Source organism: Pseudomonas sp. LPB4.O, assembly GCF_038383825.1.
Lineage (GTDB): Bacteria > Pseudomonadota > Gammaproteobacteria > Pseudomonadales > Pseudomonadaceae > Aquipseudomonas > Aquipseudomonas putida.
This window is the reverse complement of sequence record NZ_CP151298.1, coordinates 5,293,073-5,318,028: the sequence shown is the minus strand read 5'-3', so window position 1 is coordinate 5,318,028 and position 24,956 is coordinate 5,293,073. Positions and strand designations below refer to the sequence as shown.

The 24,956-nt window shown below is 60.5% G+C and carries 13 protein-coding genes, 2 tRNA genes and 3 rRNA genes; 17 read left to right on the top strand and 1 reads right to left on the bottom strand.

Annotation, left to right across the window (positions count from 1 at the left end; genetic code table 11):
• The 16 genes from ilvN to MRBLPB4O_RS23995 all read left to right on the top strand — a co-directional run bounded on the left by ilvN (position 1) and on the right by MRBLPB4O_RS23995 (position 22,203).
• Entirely contained in the window at positions 1 to 492 is a 492-nt protein-coding gene (gene ilvN / locus MRBLPB4O_RS24070) for an acetolactate synthase small subunit (protein ID WP_225790222.1), read from the top strand.
• Positions 493 to 546: 54 nt separating this feature from the next.
• Entirely contained in the window at positions 547 to 1,563 is a 1,017-nt protein-coding gene (gene ilvC / locus MRBLPB4O_RS24065) for a ketol-acid reductoisomerase (protein WP_003250043.1), read from the top strand.
• Between the two features lie 150 nt (positions 1,564 to 1,713).
• Positions 1,714 to 2,565 (top strand): CDP-diacylglycerol--serine O-phosphatidyltransferase, encoded by an 852-nt coding sequence (gene pssA, locus MRBLPB4O_RS24060; RefSeq protein WP_016501605.1) that lies wholly within the window; start codon positions 1,714 to 1,716, stop codon positions 2,563 to 2,565.
• Positions 2,566 to 2,644: 79 nt separating this feature from the next.
• Complete coding sequence (gene msrP / locus MRBLPB4O_RS24055; RefSeq protein WP_341796804.1) at positions 2,645 to 3,658, top strand: protein-methionine-sulfoxide reductase catalytic subunit MsrP; 1,014 nt, start codon at positions 2,645 to 2,647, stop codon at positions 3,656 to 3,658.
• Positions 3,658 to 4,269, top strand: coding sequence for a protein-methionine-sulfoxide reductase heme-binding subunit MsrQ (msrQ, locus tag MRBLPB4O_RS24050; RefSeq protein WP_341796803.1), 612 nt, complete (start codon positions 3,658 to 3,660; stop codon positions 4,267 to 4,269). The genes msrP and msrQ overlap by 1 nt, the downstream gene beginning before the upstream one ends.
• A gap of 838 nt (positions 4,270 to 5,107) precedes the next feature.
• Positions 5,108 to 6,644 (top strand): 16S ribosomal RNA (locus MRBLPB4O_RS24045).
• Between the two features lie 87 nt (positions 6,645 to 6,731).
• A tRNA-Ile gene (locus MRBLPB4O_RS24040) sits at positions 6,732 to 6,808 on the top strand.
• 24 nt (positions 6,809 to 6,832) lie between these two features.
• Positions 6,833 to 6,908, top strand: a tRNA-Ala gene (locus tag MRBLPB4O_RS24035).
• Between the two features lie 244 nt (positions 6,909 to 7,152).
• Positions 7,153 to 10,045, top strand: a 23S ribosomal RNA gene (locus MRBLPB4O_RS24030).
• A gap of 140 nt (positions 10,046 to 10,185) precedes the next feature.
• Positions 10,186 to 10,301 (top strand): 5S ribosomal RNA (gene rrf, locus MRBLPB4O_RS24025).
• Together the 16S, 23S and 5S rRNA genes with 2 tRNA genes alongside form the textbook arrangement of a ribosomal RNA operon.
• 150 nt (positions 10,302 to 10,451) lie before the next feature.
• On the top strand, positions 10,452 to 13,931 hold the full coding sequence (recC, locus tag MRBLPB4O_RS24020) for an exodeoxyribonuclease V subunit gamma (RefSeq protein ID WP_341796802.1): 3,480 nt from the start codon (positions 10,452 to 10,454) through the stop codon (positions 13,929 to 13,931).
• Positions 13,928 to 17,602 (top strand): exodeoxyribonuclease V subunit beta, encoded by a 3,675-nt coding sequence (recB, locus tag MRBLPB4O_RS24015; protein WP_341796801.1) that lies wholly within the window; start codon positions 13,928 to 13,930, stop codon positions 17,600 to 17,602. Before recC ends, recB begins: the two co-directional genes overlap by 4 nt.
• Positions 17,599 to 19,674: an exodeoxyribonuclease V subunit alpha gene (recD, locus tag MRBLPB4O_RS24010; protein WP_341796800.1), complete on the top strand. Its 2,076-nt coding sequence runs from the start codon at positions 17,599 to 17,601 to the stop codon at positions 19,672 to 19,674. The genes recB and recD overlap by 4 nt, the downstream gene beginning before the upstream one ends.
• A 198-nt stretch (positions 19,675 to 19,872) precedes the next feature.
• Positions 19,873 to 20,439, top strand: a complete 567-nt coding sequence (locus MRBLPB4O_RS24005) for a YfiR family protein (protein ID WP_016497897.1) — start codon at positions 19,873 to 19,875, stop codon at positions 20,437 to 20,439.
• Positions 20,436 to 21,707, top strand: coding sequence for a diguanylate cyclase (locus MRBLPB4O_RS24000; protein WP_341796799.1), 1,272 nt, complete (start codon positions 20,436 to 20,438; stop codon positions 21,705 to 21,707). Before MRBLPB4O_RS24005 ends, MRBLPB4O_RS24000 begins: the two co-directional genes overlap by 4 nt.
• A 4-nt stretch (positions 21,708 to 21,711) precedes the next feature.
• On the top strand, positions 21,712 to 22,203 hold the full coding sequence (locus MRBLPB4O_RS23995) for an OmpA family protein (protein ID WP_341796798.1): 492 nt from the start codon (positions 21,712 to 21,714) through the stop codon (positions 22,201 to 22,203).
• A 142-nt stretch (positions 22,204 to 22,345) separates the two neighbouring features.
• On the opposite strand, the gene MRBLPB4O_RS23990 is transcribed toward MRBLPB4O_RS23995, so the two are convergent.
• Positions 22,346 to 23,296 carry a LysR family transcriptional regulator gene (locus tag MRBLPB4O_RS23990; RefSeq protein ID WP_341796797.1) on the bottom strand — a complete coding sequence of 317 codons (951 nt, stop codon included), beginning with the start codon at positions 23,294 to 23,296 and terminating at the stop codon, positions 22,346 to 22,348.
• Between the two features lie 132 nt (positions 23,297 to 23,428).
• Between MRBLPB4O_RS23990 and MRBLPB4O_RS23985 the strand changes: the two genes are divergently transcribed.
• Complete coding sequence (locus tag MRBLPB4O_RS23985) at positions 23,429 to 24,955, top strand: CoA-acylating methylmalonate-semialdehyde dehydrogenase (RefSeq protein WP_016497902.1); 1,527 nt, start codon at positions 23,429 to 23,431, stop codon at positions 24,953 to 24,955.
• Position 24,956 lies beyond the last annotated feature (1 nt).

Below are 24,956 nucleotides of genomic sequence, written 5' to 3'. Positions count from 1 at the left end.
ATGCGGCACATCATTTCCCTGCTGCTGGAAAACGAACCAGGTGCGTTGTCCCGTGTGGTCGGCCTGTTCTCCCAGCGCAACTACAACATTGAAAGCCTGACCGTGGCGCCGACCGAAGACCCGACCCTGTCGCGTCTGACGCTGACCACCGTTGGCCATGACGAAGTGATCGAACAGATCACCAAGAACCTGAACAAGCTGGTCGAAGTGGTCAAACTTGTCGACCTGTCGGAAAGCGCTCACATCGAGCGTGAACTGATGCTGGTCAAGGTCAAGGCCACCGGTGCCCAGCGCGCCGAGATCAAGCGCACCACGGATATCTTCCGTGGCCAGATCGTCGACGTGACCTCCAGCGTGTACACCGTGCAGCTGAGCGGCACCAGCGACAAACTGGACAGCTTCATCCAGGCGATCGGCACTGCATCGATTCTCGAAACCGTGCGCAGCGGCGTTACCGGCATTGCCCGTGGCGACAAAGTGCTCAGCATCTAAATTCAAAAATTAGCGATGGCTCCGCAGGGGCCGAGATATAACCAGGGGTATTTCATGAAAGTTTTCTACGATAAAGACTGCGACCTTTCCATCATCCAGGGCAAGAAAGTCGCCATCATCGGTTACGGCTCCCAGGGCCACGCTCAAGCGTGCAACCTGAAGGACTCCGGTGTAGACGTTACCGTCGGTCTGCGTAAAGGTTCGGCTACCGTTGCCAAGGCTGAAGCCCACGGCCTGAAAGTTGCCGACGTTGCTACCGCTGTCGCTGCGGCTGACCTGGTCATGATCCTGACCCCGGACGAGTTCCAGGGCGCTCTGTACAAGAACGAGATCGAGCCGAACATCAAGAAGGGCGCTACCCTGGCCTTCTCCCACGGCTTCTCGATCCACTACAACCAGGTTGTTCCGCGTGCCGACCTCGACGTGATCATGATCGCGCCGAAGGCCCCGGGCCACACCGTTCGCTCCGAGTTCGTCAAAGGCGGCGGCATTCCTGACCTGATCGCTATCTACCAGGATGCTTCGGGCAATGCCAAGAACGTTGCCCTGTCCTACGCTTCGGGCGTTGGTGGCGGCCGTACCGGCATCATCGAAACCACCTTCAAGGACGAAACCGAAACCGACCTGTTCGGTGAGCAGGCTGTTCTGTGCGGCGGTACCGTTGAACTGGTCAAGGCCGGTTTCGAAACCTTGGTCGAAGCTGGCTACGCGCCGGAAATGGCCTACTTCGAGTGCCTGCACGAATTGAAGCTGATCGTTGACCTCATGTACGAAGGCGGCATCGCTAACATGAACTACTCGATCTCCAACAACGCCGAATATGGTGAGTACGTTACCGGCCCGGAAGTCATCAACGAAGAATCCCGCAAGGCCATGCGCAACGCCCTGAAGCGCATCCAGGACGGCGAGTACGCGAAGATGTTCATTTCCGAAGGTGCAACCAACTACCCATCGATGACCGCCAAGCGCCGCAACAACGCCGCTCACGGTATCGAAATCATCGGCGAGCAACTGCGCTCGATGATGCCGTGGATCTCGGCTAACAAAATCGTCGACAAGACCAAGAACTAAGTCTTATCGAAAGATGAAAAACGCGGCTTCGGCCGCGTTTTTTCGTTCTGGCAGTCCGCTTCTGGTATAAAGCAGACCAGTGGCCTGCTGTCAGAACCTGTTTCGCGGGCCCGTGTCGAACATTTTCCATCCTGTTGCAAGGTACCCTTTATGAGCGAACGTCCCGAAGAGCCGAACAAGCCCTCCGACGCCGAAAGCCTGCTACCTATCGATGAGCACATTGAAGAAGGGCATGACGCCGAAGGCCGCAAGGTGCGCCACCGCGGCATCTACCTGCTGCCCAACCTGTTCACCACCGCCAACCTGTTTGCCGGCTTCTATTCCATCATCAGCTCGATGAGCGCACAGAGCGCCCTGAGTGCCGGTGACCCGCGCGAGGCGAGCAAGTACTTCGCCTTCGCCGCCATCGCCATCTTCGTGGCCATGGTGCTCGACGGCCTGGACGGTCGCGTTGCGCGCATGACCAATACCCAGAGCGCCTTCGGTGCCGAGTATGACTCGCTGTCGGACATGGTCGCCTTCGGTGTGGCCCCTGCGTTGCTGGCCTTTGGCTGGGCGCTGGGTGACATGGGCAAAGTCGGCTGGATGGTCGCCTTCATCTATGTGGCCGGTGCCGCGCTGCGCCTGGCGCGCTTCAACACCCAGGTCGGTACCGCTGACAAGCGCTACTTCATCGGCCTGGCCAGCCCGGCTGCCGCAGGTGTGGTAGCGGGTACCGTGTGGGCGTTCAGCGATTACGGTATCCAGGGCTCCAAGCTGTCGTTCCTGGTGGCGCTGCTGGTGGCAGCTGCCGGCATGCTGATGGTCAGCAATATCAAGTACAACAGCTTCAAGGAGCTGGACCTCAAGGGGCGCGTACCATTCGTGGCCATCCTTGCCGTGGTGCTAGTGTTTGCCGTCGTGTTCAGCGACCCGCCGCGCATCCTGCTGCTGATCTTCCTCGCCTATGCAGCGTCGGGGCCGATCCAGTTCCTGTTGAAGGCGCGCCGGCGCAAAGCGTGAAAATTGCTTAACGCTGGAATAACCCTCCGGCTCCATAGTCTTACTGGTACATCCGTTATCCAGTGCTATGGAGCCGCCCATGCTCATCAAGCTTCCCAGGTCTTCCGAGTGCAAGGCGTCGGAGATCACGCCCGAAGGCATCTATCTTTCCCGTCGTACCCTGCTGGGTGGCTCATTGGCCGGCCTGGCGCTGGGCGCATTGCCGGGCAGGGCGGGCGCTGCTGAAGTTTCCCGTTATGCCGATGTGCAGGCGGGTGCCGCACCGGCCTGGTTCACTGACAAGCTCGCTGCCACGCGCTGGCAGGCGGTGACGGTGAAGGGCGAGGCAATCACGCCGTTCAAAGATGCTACCCATTACAACAACTTCTATGAATTCGGGCCTGACAAGGGCGACCCGGCCGCCAATGGCGACAGCCTGAAGACCGAACCGTGGTCGATCGTGGTGGATGGTGAGGTGGGCAAGCCCGGGCGCTATGCGCTGGAAGACTTCGTCAAACCTTATCAGCTCGAAGAGCGGATCTATCGGTTGCGTTGTGTAGAGGCGTGGTCGATGGTCATCCCGTGGCTGGGGTTCCCGCTGGCGCAGGTACTCAAGCAGGTCGAGCCGACTTCCAGGGCGCGCTATGTGCGCTTCGAGACGTTGAAAGATCCACAGCATATGCCTGGGCAGCGTTCAGGGTTCGCCTTGATCGACTGGCCTTATCGAGAAGGGTTGCGCCTGGACGAGGCGATGCATCCGCTGGCGATCCTGGCGGTCGGCATGTATGGCCGCGAACTGCCCAATCAGAATGGCGCGCCGTTGCGCCTGGTGGTGCCGTGGAAATATGGCTTCAAGAGCATCAAGTCGATCGTGCGCATCAGCCTGGTGGCTGAGCAGCCGGGCACGACCTGGGAAGGGCTGGCGCCGGATGAATATGGTTTTTATGCCAACGTGAACCCGACGGTCGATCACCCACGCTGGAGCCAGGGGCGCGAACGCCGGTTGCCCAGCGGGTTGTTCAGCCCCAATGTGCGAGAGACGCAGATGTTCAATGGTTACGCTGATGAAGTGGCGTCGCTGTATACAGGGCTTGATCTGCGGAAGAACTATTGATGCGTTACCCCTGGTTTCGCCTGGCGATCTTCATCGTGGGATGCCTGTTCCCGGCGTGGTGGCTATATGAGGCGGCGATGAACCTGCTGGGGCCTGACCCCGGGAAGATCATGATGGATCGCCTTGGGCTTGGGGCGCTTACCTTCCTGCTGGTGACCTTGAGCATGACCCCACTGCAGAAGCTGACGGGCTGGTCGGGGTGGATCGTGGTGCGCCGGCAGCTGGGGTTGTGGGTGTTTGCTTATATAGTGCTGCACATCCTCTGTTACCTCTTCTTTATTCTTGGGCTGGATTGGGGGCAGTTGGCGGTGGAGCTGAGCAAGCGGCCCTACATTATTGTCGGTGCGCTGGGGTTCCTGTGCTTGCTGGCCTTGGCGGTTACCTCGAATCGGTATAGTCAGCGGCGGCTGGGGGCGCGGTGGAAGAAGCTGCACAGGTTGGTGTATCTGGTTCTTGGGCTGGGGTTGCTGCACTTTTTGTGGATTGTGCGCTCGGATCTGCGGGAGTGGGCTGTGTATGCGTTTATCGGTACTTTGCTGATGGTGCTGCGGATTCCTGCTGTTGGGCGGGGGCTTTCCAGGATCGGCAGGAAGCAGGGTAGGGCGGTTTGAGAGTGAGGTGGGGCTGCCAGGGGCCAGTCTTGAGATAGTTGTGGCTGTGAAAGGTGCTTGCCTTTGATCTTGTGCCGCCTGTGAGATCGAGCGCCGCCCGCGCGGCGCTTCGCAGCACTGTGAGATTTGCGCGCGAACGCCTTGGAGCACGGCTCGATATCGCGTCGTTCAAACAAGGAGGTCGCGCGCGTCTGCCACAGGCGATACTGGCCCGAAACAATTGTAGGAGCAGCCTTGTGCTGCGAAGCGCCGCGCGGGCGGCGCTCGATCTCATAGGCGCTGAATGTGTTGTGGCGGACACCTGGTGGCCCTTGATACGGCCTTCGCCAGGAATATTCCAAATAACTGAAATTAAAGGTTGACGCCCTTCCGAATCCCCTTATAATGCGCCCCACTTCCAGCGACATCGGAACGACAAACTCCTTGAGATTCAATGGGTTAGGTAGTTAAGATGCTGCTGAAAGGGCTACGATCGAAAGATCGCAAGCGGTTGAAATGGTGGTTGACAGCGCTTCTAAACGCTGTATGATTCACCTCCCGCTACGAGAGATCGCAGCGAGTTAAGTGTTTGAAGCTAAACGAGTTTCTCGCAAAAAACTTCAAAATAAACGCTTGACAGGCCCTGAGGAAAGCGTAGAATGCGCACCTCGGTTGAGACGAAAAGCTCTTAACCAAACGCTCTTTAACAAATTGAATCAAGCAATTCGTGTGGGTGCTTGTGAGTACGGACTGATAGTCAACAAGATTATCAGCATCACAAGTGGCCATGCGAGAAATCACATAGTCATTTGAGATTGCTGAGCCAAGTTTAGGGTTTCTTAAAAACCCAAGCAGTATTGAACTGAAGAGTTTGATCATGGCTCAGATTGAACGCTGGCGGCAGGCCTAACACATGCAAGTCGAGCGGATGAGAAGAGCTTGCTCTTCGATTCAGCGGCGGACGGGTGAGTAATGCCTAGGAATCTGCCTGGTAGTGGGGGACAACGTTTCGAAAGGAACGCTAATACCGCATACGTCCTACGGGAGAAAGCAGGGGACCTTCGGGCCTTGCGCTATCAGATGAGCCTAGGTCGGATTAGCTAGTTGGTGAGGTAATGGCTCACCAAGGCGACGATCCGTAACTGGTCTGAGAGGATGATCAGTCACACTGGAACTGAGACACGGTCCAGACTCCTACGGGAGGCAGCAGTGGGGAATATTGGACAATGGGCGAAAGCCTGATCCAGCCATGCCGCGTGTGTGAAGAAGGTCTTCGGATTGTAAAGCACTTTAAGTTGGGAGGAAGGGCATTAACCTAATACGTTAGTGTTTTGACGTTACCGACAGAATAAGCACCGGCTAACTCTGTGCCAGCAGCCGCGGTAATACAGAGGGTGCAAGCGTTAATCGGAATTACTGGGCGTAAAGCGCGCGTAGGTGGTTTGTTAAGTTGGATGTGAAAGCCCCGGGCTCAACCTGGGAACTGCATCCAAAACTGGCAAGCTAGAGTACGGTAGAGGGTGGTGGAATTTCCTGTGTAGCGGTGAAATGCGTAGATATAGGAAGGAACACCAGTGGCGAAGGCGACCACCTGGACTGATACTGACACTGAGGTGCGAAAGCGTGGGGAGCAAACAGGATTAGATACCCTGGTAGTCCACGCCGTAAACGATGTCAACTAGCCGTTGGAATCCTTGAGATTTTAGTGGCGCAGCTAACGCATTAAGTTGACCGCCTGGGGAGTACGGCCGCAAGGTTAAAACTCAAATGAATTGACGGGGGCCCGCACAAGCGGTGGAGCATGTGGTTTAATTCGAAGCAACGCGAAGAACCTTACCAGGCCTTGACATGCAGAGAACTTTCCAGAGATGGATTGGTGCCTTCGGGAACTCTGACACAGGTGCTGCATGGCTGTCGTCAGCTCGTGTCGTGAGATGTTGGGTTAAGTCCCGTAACGAGCGCAACCCTTGTCCTTAGTTACCAGCACGTTATGGTGGGCACTCTAAGGAGACTGCCGGTGACAAACCGGAGGAAGGTGGGGATGACGTCAAGTCATCATGGCCCTTACGGCCTGGGCTACACACGTGCTACAATGGTCGGTACAGAGGGTTGCCAAGCCGCGAGGTGGAGCTAATCTCACAAAACCGATCGTAGTCCGGATCGCAGTCTGCAACTCGACTGCGTGAAGTCGGAATCGCTAGTAATCGCGAATCAGAATGTCGCGGTGAATACGTTCCCGGGCCTTGTACACACCGCCCGTCACACCATGGGAGTGGGTTGCACCAGAAGTAGCTAGTCTAACCTTCGGGAGGACGGTTACCACGGTGTGATTCATGACTGGGGTGAAGTCGTAACAAGGTAGCCGTAGGGGAACCTGCGGCTGGATCACCTCCTTAATCGACGACATCAGCCTGCTGATGAGCTCCCACACGAATTGCTTGATTCACTTGTATAAAGACGATGCTGTAACGCGACCCTGTTATAGGTCTGTAGCTCAGTTGGTTAGAGCGCACCCCTGATAAGGGTGAGGTCGGCAGTTCAAATCTGCCCAGACCTACCATTACTTGGTTTAGCCGTAGAATACGGGGCCATAGCTCAGCTGGGAGAGCGCCTGCCTTGCACGCAGGAGGTCAGCGGTTCGATCCCGCTTGGCTCCACCACTTTCGCCGTACGCAGTAGCTTGTCAGAAATTAGAAATGAACATTCGTTGATGAATGTTGATTTCTGACTTTTGTCAGATCGTTCTTTAAAAATTCGGATATGTGATAGAAATAGACTGAACACCAGTTTCACTGCTGGTGGATCAGGCTAAGGTAAAATTTGTGAGTTCTGCTCGAAAGAGCAACGTGCGAATTTTCGGCGAATGTCGTCTTCACAGTATAACCAGATTGCTTGGGGTTATATGGTCAAGTGAAGAAGCGCATACGGTGGATGCCTTGGCAGTCAGAGGCGATGAAAGACGTGGTAGCCTGCGAAAAGCTTTGGGGAGTCGGCAAACAGACTGTGATCCAGAGATCTCTGAATGGGGGAACCCAGCCAGCACAAGCTGGTTATCTTGTACTGAATACATAGGTGCAAGAGGCGAACCAGGGGAACTGAAACATCTAAGTACCCTGAGGAAAAGAAATCAACCGAGATTCCCTTAGTAGTGGCGAGCGAACGGGGACCAGCCCTTAAGTTGGTTTGAGATTAGTGGAACGCTCTGGAAAGTGCGGCCATAGTGGGTGATAGCCCCGTACACGAAAATCTCTTGTCAATGAAATCGAGTAGGACGGAGCACGAGAAACTTTGTCTGAATATGGGGGGACCATCCTCCAAGGCTAAATACTACTGACTGACCGATAGTGAACTAGTACCGTGAGGGAAAGGCGAAAAGAACCCCGGAGAGGGGAGTGAAATAGATCCTGAAACCGTATGCGTACAAGCAGTGGGAGCCTACTTTGTTAGGTGACTGCGTACCTTTTGTATAATGGGTCAGCGACTTATATTCAGTGGCGAGCTTAACCGAATAGGGGAGGCGTAGCGAAAGCGAGTCTTAATAGGGCGTTTAGTCGCTGGGTATAGACCCGAAACCGGGCGATCTATCCATGGGCAGGTTGAAGGTTAGGTAACACTGACTGGAGGACCGAACCGACTACCGTTGAAAAGTTAGCGGATGACCTGTGGATCGGAGTGAAAGGCTAATCAAGCTCGGAGATAGCTGGTTCTCCTCGAAAGCTATTTAGGTAGCGCCTCATGTATCACTGTAGGGGGTAGAGCACTGTTTCGGCTAGGGGGTCATCCCGACTTACCAAACCGATGCAAACTCCGAATACCTACAAGTGCCGAGCATGGGAGACACACGGCGGGTGCTAACGTCCGTCGTGAAAAGGGAAACAACCCAGACCGTCAGCTAAGGTCCCAAAGTCATGGTTAAGTGGGAAACGATGTGGGAAGGCTTAGACAGCTAGGAGGTTGGCTTAGAAGCAGCCACCCTTTAAAGAAAGCGTAATAGCTCACTAGTCGAGTCGGCCTGCGCGGAAGATGTAACGGGGCTCAAACCATGCACCGAAGCTACGGGTATCACCTTTTGGTGATGCGGTAGAGGAGCGTTCTGTAAGCCTGTGAAGGTGAGTTGAGAAGCTTGCTGGAGGTATCAGAAGTGCGAATGCTGACATGAGTAACGACAATGCGAGTGAAAAACTCGCACGCCGAAAGACCAAGGTTTCCTGCGCAACGTTAATCGACGCAGGGTTAGTCGGTCCCTAAGGCGAGGCTGAAAAGCGTAGTCGATGGAAAACAGGTTAATATTCCTGTACTTCCAGTTATTGCGATGGAGGGACGGAGAAGGTTAGGCCAGCCTGGCGTTGGTTGTCCAGGTTTAAGGTGGTAGGCTGGAATCTTAGGCAAATCCGGGATTTCAAGGCCGAGAGCTGATGACGAGTTGCCATTAGGCGACGAAGTGGTTGATACCATGCTTCCAAGAAAAGCTCCTAAGCTTCAGATAACTGGGAACCGTACCCCAAACCGACACAGGTGGTTAGGTAGAGAATACCAAGGCGCTTGAGAGAACTCGGGTGAAGGAACTAGGCAAAATGGCACCGTAACTTCGGGAGAAGGTGCGCCGGCGAGGGTCAAGGACTTGCTCCGTAAGCCCATGCCGGTCGAAGATACCAGGCCGCTGCGACTGTTTATTAAAAACACAGCACTCTGCAAACACGAAAGTGGACGTATAGGGTGTGACGCCTGCCCGGTGCCGGAAGGTTAATTGATGGGGTTAGCGCAAGCGAAGCTCTTGATCGAAGCCCCGGTAAACGGCGGCCGTAACTATAACGGTCCTAAGGTAGCGAAATTCCTTGTCGGGTAAGTTCCGACCTGCACGAATGGCGTAACGATGGCGGCGCTGTCTCCACCCGAGACTCAGTGAAATTGAAATCGCTGTGAAGATGCAGTGTATCCGCGGCTAGACGGAAAGACCCCGTGAACCTTTACTATAGCTTTGCACTGGACTTTGAATTTGCTTGTGTAGGATAGGTGGGAGGCTTTGAAGTGGGGACGCCAGTTCTCATGGAGCCATCCTTGAAATACCACCCTGGCAACTTTGAGGTTCTAACTCAGGTCCGTTATCCGGATCGAGGACAGTGTATGGTGGGTAGTTTGACTGGGGCGGTCTCCTCCCAAAGAGTAACGGAGGAGTACGAAGGTGCGCTCAGACCGGTCGGAAATCGGTCGTAGAGTATAAAGGCAAAAGCGCGCTTGACTGCGAGACACACACGTCGAGCAGGTACGAAAGTAGGTCTTAGTGATCCGGTGGTTCTGTATGGAAGGGCCATCGCTCAACGGATAAAAGGTACTCCGGGGATAACAGGCTGATACCGCCCAAGAGTTCATATCGACGGCGGTGTTTGGCACCTCGATGTCGGCTCATCACATCCTGGGGCTGAAGCCGGTCCCAAGGGTATGGCTGTTCGCCATTTAAAGTGGTACGCGAGCTGGGTTTAGAACGTCGTGAGACAGTTCGGTCCCTATCTGCCGTGGACGTTTGAGATTTGAGAGGGGCTGCTCCTAGTACGAGAGGACCGGAGTGGACGAACCTCTGGTGTTCCGGTTGTCACGCCAGTGGCATTGCCGGGTAGCTATGTTCGGAAGAGATAACCGCTGAAAGCATCTAAGCGGGAAACTTGCCTCAAGATGAGATCTCACTGGGATCTTGAATCCCCTAAAGGGCCGTCGAAGACTACGACGTTGATAGGTTGGGTGTGTAAGCGCTGTGAGGCGTTGAGCTAACCAATACTAATTGCCCGTGAGGCTTGACCATATAACACCCAAGCAATTTGCGCCTAAGACGCCAAATTGTGGTGGTGAAGATGATACGAACCGAAAGTTCGCAACAACCCACAAATATCGCATATCCGGATTCGCTGGGCTGTCCATCTGGACATTCTGGCTACAGAATTTCTTGACGACCATAGAGCATTGGAACCACCTGATCCCATCCCGAACTCAGTAGTGAAACGATGCATCGCCGATGGTAGTGTGGGGTTTCCCCATGTGAGAGTAGGTCATCGTCAAGATTCATTTCGCAAAACCCCTATCTGCACATGCAGGTAGGGGTTTTGTCTTTTCCGCCTAGGAAAAGATTTGTCTCCATGCATGCCATGGTCCACGGCATGCCCCGTGATATGGTTCCGCATCGGAATCAACCGCCTCCCAGGGAATGCTCAATGGCTACTACCACTCTCCACCCCGGCTTCATGATCGTCCACGGCAACCGCCTCGACGACCTGCGCAGTCTGGTGGTGAGCTGGATGCGTCGCTACCCCTTGGCGCCGCTGGAAAACGAAATCGCCCTGGTACAAAGCAATGGCATCGCCCAATGGCTCAAGCTCGCCTTGGCCGAAGACCCCCTTGAAGACGACCAAGGTGGTTGTGGCATCGCCGCCGCAATCGATGTGCAACTGCCCGGCAGCTTCATGTGGCAGTTATACCGAAGCGTGTTGGGCCGCGACGAAATTCCTGAAGTTTCCCTGCTCGACAAGGCCCCGCTGACCTGGCGCCTGATGCGCCTGCTGCCGGCCCTGATCGAGCGCCCGCATTTCGAACCGCTGCGGCGCTTCCTTACCGACGACAGCGACCTGCGCAAGCGTTACCAGCTCGCCGAGCGGTTGGCCGACCTGTTTGACCAGTACCAGGTCTACCGCGCTGATTGGCTCAAGGACTGGGCGGCGGGCGAGCACATTCTCAACACCGCCCGCGGCGAGCGCAAAGCGCTGCCCCCAGGCAATCGCTGGCAGGCCGAATTGTGGCGTGCGCTGCTGGATGATGTCGGTGAAGCGGGCATGGCACAGAGCCGCGCCGGGGTGCATCAGCGCTTCATCGAACGTATCAACAGCCTGCAGCAGGCACCGGCCGGGCTGCCACCGCGGGTGATCGTGTTCGGTATCTCTTCGCTACCAGCCCAGGCCCTGGAAGCATTGGCGGGCCTGGCCCGCTTCAGTCAGGTGCTGCTGTGCGTGCACAACCCCTGCCGCCACCACTGGGCCGATATCGTTGCCGACAAGGATTTGCTGCGCCATCAGTACAAGCGCCAGCAGCGCAAGCAGGGCATGCCCCTGCAACTGGACGACCAGTCGCTGCATCAACATGCCCACCCGTTGCTGGCAGCCTGGGGCAAACAAGGCCGCGACTACATCAACCTGCTCGACAGTTATGACGACCCAGGCAGCTACCAGGGTGTGTTCAGCGATGGCCGCATCGACCTGTTCAGTGATGGCTCGCCCACAACGCTGCTAAACCAGTTGCAGGACGACATTCTCGAGCTGCGCCCGCTCGCCGAAACCCGCGAGCTTTGGCCGGCAGTCGACACGGTGAAAGACCGTTCGGTACGTTTCCACATTGCCCACAGCCCGCAACGCGAAGTGGAGATCCTGCACGACCAGCTGCTGGCCCGCTTCAGCGCCGACCCTACCTTGCGCCCGCGTGACGTGATCGTCATGCTGCCGGCCGTCGACACCTACGCGCCGCATATCCGCGCGGTGTTCGGCCAGTTGCAACGCAATGACCCGCGCTACATTCCGTTCACCCTCACCGACCAGGGCCAGCGCGGTCGCGAGCCTCTGCTGATCGCCCTCGAACACCTGCTGAAGTTGCCGGACAGCCGTTTCGCGGTCAGCGAAGTGCTCGACCTGCTGGACGTACCGGCCGTGCGTGCACGTTTTGGCATTCGCGAAAATGACCTGCCTACCCTGCACCGCTGGATCGAGGGCGCCGGCATTCGCTGGGGGCTCAATGCCGAGCAGCGGGCCAGCTTGGGCTTGCCCGCAGGGCTTGAACAGAACAGCTGGCGTTTCGGCTTGCGGCGCATGCTGCTGGGCTACGCGGTGGGCGTGGGTGAAGCGTGTGATGGTATCGAACCCTACGATGAAATCGGTGGCCTGGACGCGGCATTGATCGGCCCGCTGGCCGCGCTGCTCGACGCGCTCGAAGTGGCCTATCAGGCCTTGTCCGAGCCTGCTACCGTCAGCCAGTGGGGGGAGCGCCTGAATGCCTTGTTGCAAGTGTTCTTCCTCGCGGAGGGCGAGCACGACGAGTTCCTGCTGATGCAATTGCAAGAGCTGCGCGATAGCTGGCTTGAAGTGTGCGAGGCCGTTGACCTGCAAGACCCGCTGCCGCTGACCGTAGTCCGTGAAGCCTGGCTGTCGGGCCTCGACCAGGGCAAGCTGTCGCAACGTTTCCTCGCCGGTTCGGTGAACTTCTGCACCCTCATGCCCATGCGCGCCATCCCGTTTCGCGTGGTCTGCCTGCTGGGCATGAACGATGGCGACTACCCCCGCGCCCAGCAACCGCTGGACTTCGACCTGATGGCCAGCGACTACCGACCCGGTGACCGCTCGCGCCGCGAAGATGACCGCTACCTGCTGCTCGAAGCGCTGCTGTCGGCACGTGACCAGCTGTATATCAGCTGGATCGGGCGCAGTATCCGCGACAACAGCGAGCGCCCGGCCTCGGTACTGATCGGCCAGTTGCGCGATCACCTCGCCGCCGGCTGGCATCTGCCCGGCGCAGAGCAAGGGCAGCCCGCACAACCGGGCGAGCAGTTTTTACACGCCCTGACCCAGGAGCACCCGCTGCAACCGTTCAGCTCGCGTTACTTCGAGAAGGGCAGCCCGCTGTTCAGCTTTGCCCACGAATGGCAGGTGCTGCACCGGCAGAGTGAGGAGGATGAGCAGAGCGACTCCGACCTGCCGCCTTACCAGGACGATGAAGCCTTGAGCCTCACCCAACTGAATGACTTTCTGCGCCACCCGGTGCGGCATTTCTTCAGTCAGCGGCTGAAGGTGTATTTCGAAGCGCTGGAAGCGCCAACCCCAGATGAAGAACCGTTCGTTCTCGATACCCTGCAACGCTACGGCGCCAGCGAAAGCCTGCTGGGTGCGGCGCTGTCCGAGCCGGACAATGCGGAGCAAGCCTTGAAGGCACAGGCCCGACGTCTGCAGGCCTGTGGCTTGCTGCCGCTGGCCGGCTTTGGCGAGTTGCTGCAAAGCGAGTTGATCGAACCTCTACCAGATTTGCTGCAACGCCACCGCCAGTTGTTGCAACGCTGGCCCCAGTTGGTCGAGGGCGCGTTGCCGGTGCATTTCGAGCACGGCCAACATCGGCTCGAAGGCTGGCTGGGCCGTGTGTTCCAGGCGGATGACCAGAGCCTGCTGAGCATCACCACCGTGCCTAACACCATCAGCGCCGGGCGCAACAACCTCAAGTGGCACCGCCTGATTGCGCCCTGGGTTACGCACCTGGCGGCCTGCGCGGCGGGCTACCACTACAACAGTGCCTTGGTGGCCAGTGACCTGACTTTGTTGCTCGCACCGCTGCCGCAAGACCAGGCCGCCCAACTGCTTGGCGACCTGTTGGTGGCCCGCCAGGCGGCGATGAACGCGCCGCTGCCGGTTGCAGCCAAGACCGCGTTCGCCTGGCTGGCCCAGGACGATGCCGACAAAGCCCTGGCCGCAGCTGCCCGTGCCTATGAGGGCGACGAGCGCACCAGTTTCGGTGAGCGCAATGAAAGCATCGCCCTGGCCCGACAGTACCGCGACTTCGCCGCACTCACCGCTGACGAAACCTTTGAAGGCTGGTGCGAAACCTTGTACCGCCCATTGTTCACCGCCCCTTGGCAGACCCTGGGCAACCCGGAGAAAGGCGCATGACCCAGGACCGTCCTCTGGCACTGAGTTTCCCCCTGCACGGCAGCCAGCTGATTGAGGCCAGCGCCGGTACGGGCAAGACCTTTACCATTTCGGCGCTGTACCTGCGCCTGATCCTCGGCCACGGAGGTGAGCAGGGTTTTGGTCGCGAGCTGCTGCCACCGCAGATCCTCGTGGTGACCTTCACCGACGCAGCCACCAAGGAACTGCGCGAACGTATCCGCGCCCGTCTGGCAGAGGCTGCACGGTTCTTCCGTGGCGAACTGGAACGCGCAGACCCGCTGCTGCATCAGCTGCGTGACGATTATCCGCAAGAGGCCTGGCCGCGTTGTGCAGGCCGCCTGGAAATCGCCGTGCAGTGGATGGACGAGGCTGCGGTATCGACCATTCACGGCTGGTGCCAGCGCATGCTGCGCGAGCATGCCTTCGACAGCGGCAGCTTGTTCACCCAGACCCTGGAAACCGACCACAGTGAACTGCTCGGCCAAGTCATGCGTGATTACTGGCGGCGCTTCTGCTATGGCATGCAAGGTGACGCACTGGTCTGGGTGCGTGGCAACTGGGGCAGCCCCGATGCCTTGCTGCCGCGCATTCGCCCACTGTTCGGCCGCGTGCGCGCCCATCAGGACGGGCCAGAGCCCGCAGCCCTGATCCAGGCATCGCTGCAGCAACGTGGCGAACAGTTGGCCCGGCTCAAGGCGCCGTGGGCGCAGTGGGCCGACGAACTGCGGCAAATCTGCCGCGATGCGCTGGCCGCCAAGCAGGTCGATGGCCGCAAGATGCAGGCCCGTTACTTCGAGCCCTGGTTCGACAAGCTCTGTGCCTGGGCCGGCGACGAACAACTCGTTGAGCTCGACCTGGGTACCGGTTTCACCCGCCTGACGCCAGACGGCATGGCCGAAGCCTGGAAGGGCGAGCCACCCGAGCACCCGGCCCTCAACGCGATGCAGACACTGCAGCAACAATTGCAGGCCCTGGACAGCCCGGAGGCGCCCTTGCTCGAGCATGCCGCCAACTGGGTATCGGCGCGGTTCGAAGTCGAGAAGCGCCGGCGTGCGGAAATGGGCTTCGACGACATGCTCGTGCGCCTGCAGCAAGCCTTGGCCAGCGAGGCCGGTGAACGCCTGGCCGGGCTGATCCGCGAGCAGTTCCCGGTAGCACTGATCGACGAATTCCAGGACACCGACCCGGTGCAGTACGGCATTTTCGAGCGTATCTACCAGATCAGCGAAAACCGCGCAGAAACCGGCCTGTTCATGATCGGTGACCCCAAGCAGGCGATCTACGCCTTCCGCGGTGCCGACATCTACACCTACCTCGCTGCACGGCGCGCCACCAGCGGCCGGTTGCATAGCCTGGATACCAACTACCGCTCCAGCAAGGCCATGGTCGCGGCGGTCAATCAGGTATTCCTGCAGGCCGAGGCGCGTGATGCGGGGCGCGGGGCATTCCTGTTCCGCGAGCCCGATGACAACCCGCTGCCGTTCATCGAAGTCCGCGCCAAGGGCCGTGGCGAACAGCTGCTGATTGACGGGGAAGCCAGCGCAGCCCTGCAATGCTGGCAGCTGGCAAGCGAAGAGCCAGTCTCCAGCAGTGTCTACCGCCAGCAGCTGGCGGCCAGCTGCGCCAGCCATATCGTCGCCTTGCTCAATGGCGGTCAGCAGGGCACAGCGGGCTTCCAGAATGGCGAAGGCGAACTGCGCCCGTGCCTGCCCTCGGACATCGCCATCCTGGTGCGTGACGGCCATGAAGCGCAGATGGTCCGTGCCGAGCTGGCCGCACGCGATGTGCGCAGTGTGTACCTGTCCGACAAGGACTCGGTGTTTTCCGCCCAGGAAGCCCACGACCTGCTGGCCTGGCTCAAGGCCTGCGCCGAGCCAGACTCGGAGCGCCTGCTCAAGGCCGCACTGGCCAGCCTGACACTGGGCCTGTCGCTGGCCGCGCTGGACCGGCTGAACCAGGACGAACGGGTCTGGGAAGGTTGGGTCATGCGTTTTCGCCATTATCGCGATACCTGGCAACGCCAAGGTGTACTGCCCATGCTGCGGCTCCTGCTGCACGACTTCCAACTGCCGCGCACGCTGATCCGTCGCAGTGACGGCGAACGTGTGCTGACCAACCTGCTGCACCTGGCCGAACTGCTGCAGCAGGCGGCGGGTGAGCTGGACGGTGAACAGGCGCTGATCCGCCACCTGGCCGAGCACCTGGCCAGTTCCGGGCAGGCCGGTGAAGAGCAGATCCTGCGCCTGGAGAGCGACGAACAGTTGGTCAAGGTGGTGACCATCCACAAGTCCAAGGGCCTGGAGTATCCCTTGGTGTACCTGCCGTTCATCTGCACCAGCAAACCGGTGGACGGCAGCCGCCTGCCGTTGGCCTGGCATGACAGCCACGGCGACGCCCACCTCACCCTTACCCCGGACCAGGCGCAGATCGAGCGCGCCGACGACGAGCGCCTGGCCGAAGACCTGCGTCTGCTCTACGTGGCCCTGACCCGTGCCCAGCATGCTTGCTGGCTGGGTGTTGCCGACTTGAAGCGCGGCAATCAAAAGAGTTCACAACTGCACCGCTCGGCACTTGGCTATCTGTTGGGTGGTGGCCTTGCCCTGGCAGGCTCCCAGCAGCTTACCCAGTGGTTGCAGGCGCTGGCGGCGACATGTCCGCACATCGCTTGCCCTGGCCTGCCGCCGGCAGATGAGCAGGTATATCGCATGCCCCATGCCGACCGTGAGCTGCTGCCCGCACGCAAGCCGCGCCGCGCAGCGGCCGAGCATTGGTGGATCGCTTCGTACAGCGCCCTGCGTATCGGCGATCAGGCGCTGGTTGCCGACAGTTCGCAGGCCCAGCAACTGCTGGATGACGAAGTGGTCGATGCCCAGGTACTGCGCGATGTGCCGGCCGACAGTGGCGACATTCACCGCTTCCCGCGGGGGCCGAACCCCGGCACCTTCCTGCATGGCTTGCTGGAATGGGCGGGCCGCGAGGGCTTCAGCCAGGTCAGCAGTGACCCGCAGTTGATCGAGCGCACCGTTGGCCAGCGCTGCAACCGCCGCGACTGGACCGGCTGGATCCCCACCCTCAGCCAGTGGATGCGACGCCTGCTGGGCGAGGCGCTCCCGTTGCCGGGCAGCGACCAGGGCGTGACGCTGGGGCAGTTGCGTCATTACCAGATCGAAATGGAGTTCTGGTTCGCGAGCCACCAGGTCGACGCCGAACAACTCGACCGCCTGGTGGCACGCCACACCCATCCGGGCCTGGCACGCCCGGCAGCGCAGCCGACCGTGCTCAACGGCATGTTCAAAGGTTTCATCGATCTGGCGTTCGAGCTGGACGGGCGTTACTACGTGACCGACTACAAGTCCAACTGGCTGGGCCCGGACATCCAGGCCTACGACGCCATGGCCATGGAAAAGGCCATTATCGAGCACCGGTACGACCTGCAGTACGTGCTGTACCTGCTGGCCCTTCACCGCCAGTTGCGCGCTCGCCTGCCGGACTACGATTACGACCGCCATGTCGGCGGCGCCCTGTTCATCTTCCTGCGCGGCGCGAGCAGCAGCGGCCACGGCGTGTACCACACCAAGCCACCGCGCGAGCTGATCGAAAGCCTTGATGCGCTGTTCCGTGGCGAGCACCCACCGGCACAGCAGGACCTGTTTGCCGGAGCCGAGATATGAGCCGAAACCTGGTTGACCTGTTGCCCACCCCGTTGCACGCCGAGCACTTGCTGGCGCTGGCGCCGCAGCATGACAGCGGTGACCTGCTGCAACTGCTCGACCGCTGGGTAGAGCGGGGCTGGCTGCGGGCCCTGGACCGTGCGTTCGTGTCGTTCCTCGAAGAGCGCGCCCCCGGCAGTGATCCCTTGTTGTTGCTGGCGGCAGCATTGGCCAGCCACCAACTGGGCCACGGCCATGTCTGCCTCGACCTGCAGCAAACCCTGGCCGAGCCCGACTTCGCCCTGTCGCTGCCGCCTGAAGGCGATGCCCTGATCGGGCCCTTGCTGCTGCCGTCGCAGTTGCTGGCCAACCTCGATCTGAATGCCTGGCGCCAGCGCATCGCCGCCAGCTCGCTGGTGGCCGCTGGCGATACCCCGGGCCAACAAGCCCGGCCACTGGTACTCAGCGGTGAGCGCTTGTACCTGCGCCGTTACTGGAGCTACGAGCGGCGTATCGACCAAACCTTGCGTCAGCGCCTGACCCAGGCCGAAGCACCGCTGCCCGACCTGTCAGATCGCCTGGCACAGCTGTTCGAGGGCGGTGCACCAGATGGCCAGGTGGACTGGCAGAAGCTCGCCTGTGCGCTGGCCACCCGTGCCGGTTTCAGCATCATCACGGGTGGCCCCGGCACGGGTAAAACCACCACCGTGGTGCGCCTGCTGGCCTTGCTGCAAGGGCCGGCAGTGGAGCAGGGCAGGCCGCTGCGCATCCGTCTGGCCGCGCCGACGGGCAAGGCCGCTGCGCGCCTGACCGAATCCATTGGCCAGCAAGTCGAGCGCCTGCAAGTCAGTGCCGAAGTACGCGGGCAAATCCCCACTGACGTCAGCACCGTGCACCGCCTGCTCGGCAGCCGCCCCGGTTCCCGGCACTTCCGCCATCACGCCGGCAACCCGCTGCCGCTGGACGTGCTGGTGGTCGACGAAGCATCGATGATCGACCTGGAAATGATGGCCAACCTGCTCGACGCCTTGCCACCCCGGGCGCGTCTGGTGCTGCTGGGCGACAAGGACCAGTTGGCCTCGGTCGAGGCCGGTGCGGTACTGGGCGACCTGTGCCGGGATGCCGAAGAGGGTTATTACTCGCCAGCGACCGCAGCGTGGCTGGAGCAGATCAGTGGCGAGTCGCTGGCCGCCAGCGGCCTCAAGGCCGGTGATGAGCAGCGCAATCCGCTGGCCCAGCAATTGGTGATGCTGCGCTTCTCGCGGCGCTTCGGCGAAGGCAGCGGCATTGGCCAGCTGGCGCGGCTGGTCAATCGCCAGGATTCCCACGCGGCGCGCAACCTGCTGGCCAAGCCGCCGGCCGACGTGCACAGCCTTGCCCTCAAGCACGAGCAGGACCGTGCTTTCGACCGCCTGCTACTCGACGGCCTGAACCGCGGTGCCGAAGGCCCGCAGGGCTATCGCAGCTACCTGCGCACCCTTGGCCGCTACCGGCCTGCACTGGAAACCGCCTTTGATGACCCCGCGTGGGAACAATGGGCGGGCAAGGTGCTGCACAGCTTTGAAGACTTCCAGTTGCTATGCGCGGTGCGCCGGGGTGCCTGGGGTGTCGAAGGCCTCAACGAACGGGTGGCCCGGGTGCTTCACAATGCCGGCCTGATCGACAGCCAGCAGCCCTGGTACGAAGGGCGCCCGGTGCTGGTGACCCGCAACGACTACGGCCTGGGCCTGATGAACGGTGATATCGGCATTTCCTTGCGCCTGCCGGACGAGCGCGGTGAGCCGCTGCTGCGGGTGGCCTTCCCGCGGAACGACGGCAGTGGTGGTGTGCGTTTCGTCTTGCCCAGCCGGCTCAATGAAGTGGAAACGGTTTTTGCCATGACCGTGCACAAGTCCCAGGGCTCGGAGTTCAGCCACACGGCCCTGGTGCTGCCAGATGCGCTCAACCCGGTGCTGACCAAGGAGCTGGTATACACCGGCATCACCCGGGCCAAGCACTGCTTCAGCCTGGTCGAGCCACGCCAGGGCATTTTCGAAGAAGCGGTGGCGCGCAAGGTGCGGCGTATTTCCGGGTTGATGCTGGAACAGGTGTAAGACCGCGAGGCCCAATCGCCGGCAAGTCAGCCCCCACAGGGATTCCACAGCCTTTGAAAGCTGTGCTGCACCTGTGGGAGCTGGCTTGCCGGCGATTGGGCCATCAACCCCGATACATGAAGCAGCTCATTCCTACAACGATGCGGCCATGTGCTATCTTTGCGCCGATAGTGGTAAGGACTTTAAGAGATTTCCCACATGAATGTGGCCGCAAGGCGAGTGACAAGCTGTGCGCTTTCGCTATTGCTGGCCGTCCTGTTCCTTTCTGCAGGCCCCGCCCAGGCAGAAACCGCCACAACCGCCGCCCAGGTGCAGCAACGCGCCAAGGCCGTCACCCAAGTGGTACTCGGCATCTTCAGTTACGCCCGCTGGCCTGTCGAACCTTCACCCTTGCGCTTGTGCCTGGTCGGCCCGACCGAATACGCCGATGACCTGATCAAAGGCCATGTGCAGGAGTCCGGCCGCCCGCTGCAGGTGCGGCGCCTGCTGGCAGAAGACACTCAGGTCGCCCAAGCCTGCGATGCCATCTACATCGGCAAACTCGACCAGGGCCAGCGTGACCGACTGTTCGAGCGCGTCAGCGGCCACCCGGTATTGAGCATCAGCGAAGCGAACGACCCGTGTACGGTTGGCAGCCTGTTCTGCCTGCGGGTCAGCGACCAGCAGGTGGCCTTTGACGTCAACCTCGACTCGGTGGCGCGTTCCGGCGTACGCATCCACCCCAGTGTGCTGCAGTTGTCGCGGCGCCGGGCGGTGCAGCCATGAAGCCGACCCACAAGCAGGGCGTGCGCCCGACCCTGCGCTCGGTGCTGGGCCGTGGCCACCTCAGCGTTGCCTTGCTCGCCGTGGGCCTGGCCGGTATTTCACTCACGCTGCTGGGCGTGCTCGCCCTGCGCGTCTACGCCAATCACAACCTGCACCTGATCGCCCGGTCGATCAACTACACCGTGGAAGCGGCGGTGGTATTCGATGACAGTGCTGCGGCCAATGAATCGCTGGCGCTGATCGCCAGTCGCGAGGAGGTGGCCGAGGCCAAGGTCTTCAACGACGAAGGCGAGCTGCTGGCGCACTGGCAACGCGCCGATACTGGCATGCTCGCCAAGCTTGAAGTGCAGGTTGCCACCGCGTTGCTGGATGAGCCGGTGAACCTGCCGATCCTGCACCAGCAACAGCAGGTCGGGCACATCGAACTGGTCGGCCAGGGCCGTAGCCTGTTGCTGTTCCTGCTGAGCGGCTTGGCCGGCATCCTGTTCTGCACAATACTCAGTGCCTTGGCGGCGCAATACCTGTCGCGGCGACTGCTCAGCGATATCGTCCGCCCGCTGCGTGGCCTGGCCAGCGTCGCCCACGCCGCCCGCCGCGAGCGCAGTTTCGACCGGCGCGTGCCGGAAGCACCGATTGCCGAACTCAACGAACTGGGCAACGACTTCAATGCCCTGCTCGACGAACTGGAGGTATGGCACAGCCACCTGCAGAACGAAAACCAGACCCTGGCCCACCAGGCCAGCCACGACAGCCTGACCGGCCTGCCCAACCGCGCCTTCTTCGAAGGGCGCCTGAACCGCAGCGTGCGAAACGCTGCGCGGCAGCAAGACCACCTGGCGCTGCTGTTCCTCGACAGCGACCACTTCAAGCAGATCAACGACACCCTCGGCCATGCCGTGGGTGACGAAGTACTGATCAGCGTGGCCGACCGCGTGCGTGCCCAACTGCGTGAGCACGACCTGGTGGCACGCCTGGGCGGTGATGAGTTCGCGGTACTGCTCACACCTTTGCAGTCGCGCGAGGACGCCGAGCTCATTGCCGAGAAGATTGTTGCCAGCATGAAGCTGCCCGTGCAGCTGGACAGTGGCCGCAGTATCGCCACCTCACTGAGTGTCGGTATTGCCTATTACCCGGAGGACGGCGCTGACCCCGCCAGTCTTCTCAATGCCGCCGATGCGGCGATGTACCAGGCCAAGCGCAAACGCCGTGGCCATTGGCAAGTGGCGCAGACGGAACGGTCCGCCAATGAAATCAAAAACAGGAGTTGAACCCGTGATACACGCTTTGCGTTTCCCCCTTTGGGCGTTGTTGCTCGCCGTGCTGGCGCTGACCGGTTGCCAGAGCCCCCCCCAAAAAGGCCTGACCCCCGAACAGATCGCCGTGCTCAAGCGTGAAGGCTTTACCCCCACCGATGAAGGCTGGGCCTACGATTTGTCCGGCAAAGTGCTGTTCGGTAGCGATCTGGATGGCCTCAACGGCCAGAGCCAGGCAATTGTCGAGCGCATCGGCAAGGCGCTGCTTGGCGTTGGCATCCAGGGCGTGCGGGTGGACGGCCATGCCGATTCGTCGGGCAAAGCGGCGTACAACCAGCAGCTGTCCGAGCGCCGTGCGCAGAGCGTGACCAAGGCGCTAGTCGGGGTTGGCATGCAGGCGCAGAACATCCAGAGCCGCGGCCTGGGCAGCACACAACCGGTGGCGGACAACCGCACCAGTGCGGGGCGTACCGAGAACCGTCGGGTGTCGATAGTGGTGGCGTCCTACTGACCGCTGTCCGCTGAGCTATCACATTTCTCTGTAGGAGCAGCCTTGTGCTGCGAAGAGGCCAGACCAGGCACAGCAGTTGTATTGCCATGACTGGCCCCTCCGCAGCACAAGGCTGATCCTGCAAAGGAGCTACGCAGCACCATCACTCCTGAGCAAAGCGCATGTCGCGGGTTTCCCCCATCAACAACGGTGCATTCGCCTCGGTCACCCCACGGATGTAATCCCACAGCAAGGTAATCCGCTTCAACTTGCGCAAGTCCTCCCGGCAATACATCCAGAACTGCCGCGTCACCTCGATCTCCTCGGGCAGCACCGTCACCAGCCGCGGGTCTTGCGCCGCAAGGAAGCACGGCAGTATCGCCAGCCCACGCCCCTGCAACGCGGCGGTGTACTGCGCAATCACACTGGTACTGCGCAAGTGCGCGCTGGCACCGGGAATCAGGTTGGCCAGGTACAAAAGCTCCGAACTGAACGCCAGGTCATCCACGTAACTGATGAACGGGTGTTTGGCCAAGTCCGCTACCTGGCGGATCGGCGCATGGCTGTCCAGGTAAGCTTGGGTCGCATACAGCCGCAAGCGGTAATCGCACAGCTTGCAGCACACATAAGGCCCATGCTCCGGCCGCTCCAGGGCAATGACGATGTCCGCCTCGCGCTTGGACAGGCTGATGAAGTGCGGCAGTGGCAGGATATCCACAGAAATCGCCGGGTAGGCATCAACGAAGTGGCTTAGCTGTGGGGTGATGAAAAAGCTGCCGAAGCCCTCGGTGCAGCCCATGCGTACATGCCCCGACAACGCCACGCCCGACCCGGACACCTGCTCGCACGCCATGTGCAGCGTGCTTTCGATCGACTCGGCATAACCGAGCAAGCGCTGGCCCTCGGCGGTGAGGACAAAGCCGTTGGTCCGCGACTTTTCGAACAGCAACGTGCCCAGCGCCCCCTCCAGCGAGCTGATGCGCCGCGACACCGTGGTGTAGTCCACGCTCAGGCGTTTGGCGGCGCTGCTGGCCTTGCGGGTGCGGGCCACTTCAAGGAAAAACTTCAGGTCGTCCCAGTTGAGCGCGCTCAGGGATGTGAGGTCTTTTTGCATGATGATCCGGTTTTTTTGTGCGTTCTTGTTGGATGTTTGCACATCTATACTCGAAACAAGCCTCAGGACGCCACCTCGCGTTTGCTTGGCGCTGGCGATCTCGTCCCGACAATAATTCCAAGGAGAACGCAGATGAACGCACCGCAGTCCCCTAACAGCACCAAGGTCGAGCAGGTGAAGCTGCTGATTAACGGCCAGTGGGTCGAATCGAAAACTACCGAGTGGCGCGACATCGTCAACCCGGCCACCCAAGAGGTGCTGGCGCGCGTGCCGTTCGCCACCGTCGAGGAAGTCGACGCTGCCGTGGCTGCTGCCCACAGCGCTTTCCAGACCTGGCGCAACACCCCGATTGGCGCGCGCATGCGCATCATGCTCAAGCTGCAGGCGCTGATCCGCGAACACACCAAACGCATTGCCCAGGTGCTCAGCGCCGAGCAGGGCAAAACCCTGGCCGATGCCGAAGGCGATATCTTCCGCGGCCTGGAAGTGGTCGAACACGCCGCGTCCATTGGTACCCTGCAGATGGGCGAGTTCGCCGAGAACGTCGCCGGCGGTGTCGATACTTACACCCTGCGCCAGCCAATCGGCGTATGCGCCGGTATCACTCCGTTCAACTTCCCGGCCATGATCCCGCTGTGGATGTTCCCCATGGCCATCGTCTGCGGCAACACCTTCGTGCTCAAACCTTCCGAGCAGGATCCGCTGTCGACCATGCTGCTGGTCGAGCTGGCGCTGGAAGCCGGCGTACCGGCAGGCGTGCTCAACGTGGTGCACGGTGGCAAGCAAGTGGTGGATGCCATCTGCACGCATCAGGACATCAAGGCAATTTCCTTCGTCGGTTCTACCGAAGTCGGCACCCATGTGTACAACCTCGGCAGCCAGCACGGCAAGCGCGTGCAGTCGATGATGGGCGCCAAGAACCACGCGGTAGTGCTGCCCGATGCCAACCGCACGCAAACCGTCAACGCCCTGGTCGGTGCCGCCTTCGGCGCGGCGGGCCAGCGCTGCATGGCCACCTCGGTGGCGGTGCTGGTGGGCAAGGCCCGTGAGTGGCTGCCCGACATCAAGGACGCGGCGAGCAAGCTCAAGGTCAATGCCGGCTGCGAACCGGGCACCGACGTTGGCCCGGTGGTTTCCAAACGCGCCAAGGAGCGTGTGCTGGGCCTGATCGAAAGCGGCATCAAGGAAGGCGCCAAGCTGGAACTCGACGGCCGCGAGGTCACGGTGCCGGGCTACGAGCAAGGCAACTTCGTTGGCCCAACCCTGTTCTCGGGCGTGAAGACCGACATGCAGGTGTATACCCAGGAAATCTTCGGCCCGGTGCTGGTCACCCTGGAGGTCGATACCCTCGACGAGGCCATCGCCTTGGTCAACGCCAACCCGTTCGGTAACGGCACCGGCCTGTTCACCCAGAGCGGCGCGGCAGCGCGCAAGTTCCAGAGCGAAATCGATATCGGCCAGGTTGGCATCAACATCCCGATCCCGGTACCGGTACCGTTCTTCAGCTTCACCGGCTCCCGTGGCTCCAAGCTCGGCGACCTCGGCCCGTACGGCAAGCAAGTGGTGCAGTTCTACACTCAGACCAAAACCGTCACCGCCCGCTGGTTTGATGACGACAGCATCAATGACGGTGTGAACACCACCATCAGCCTGCGCTAAG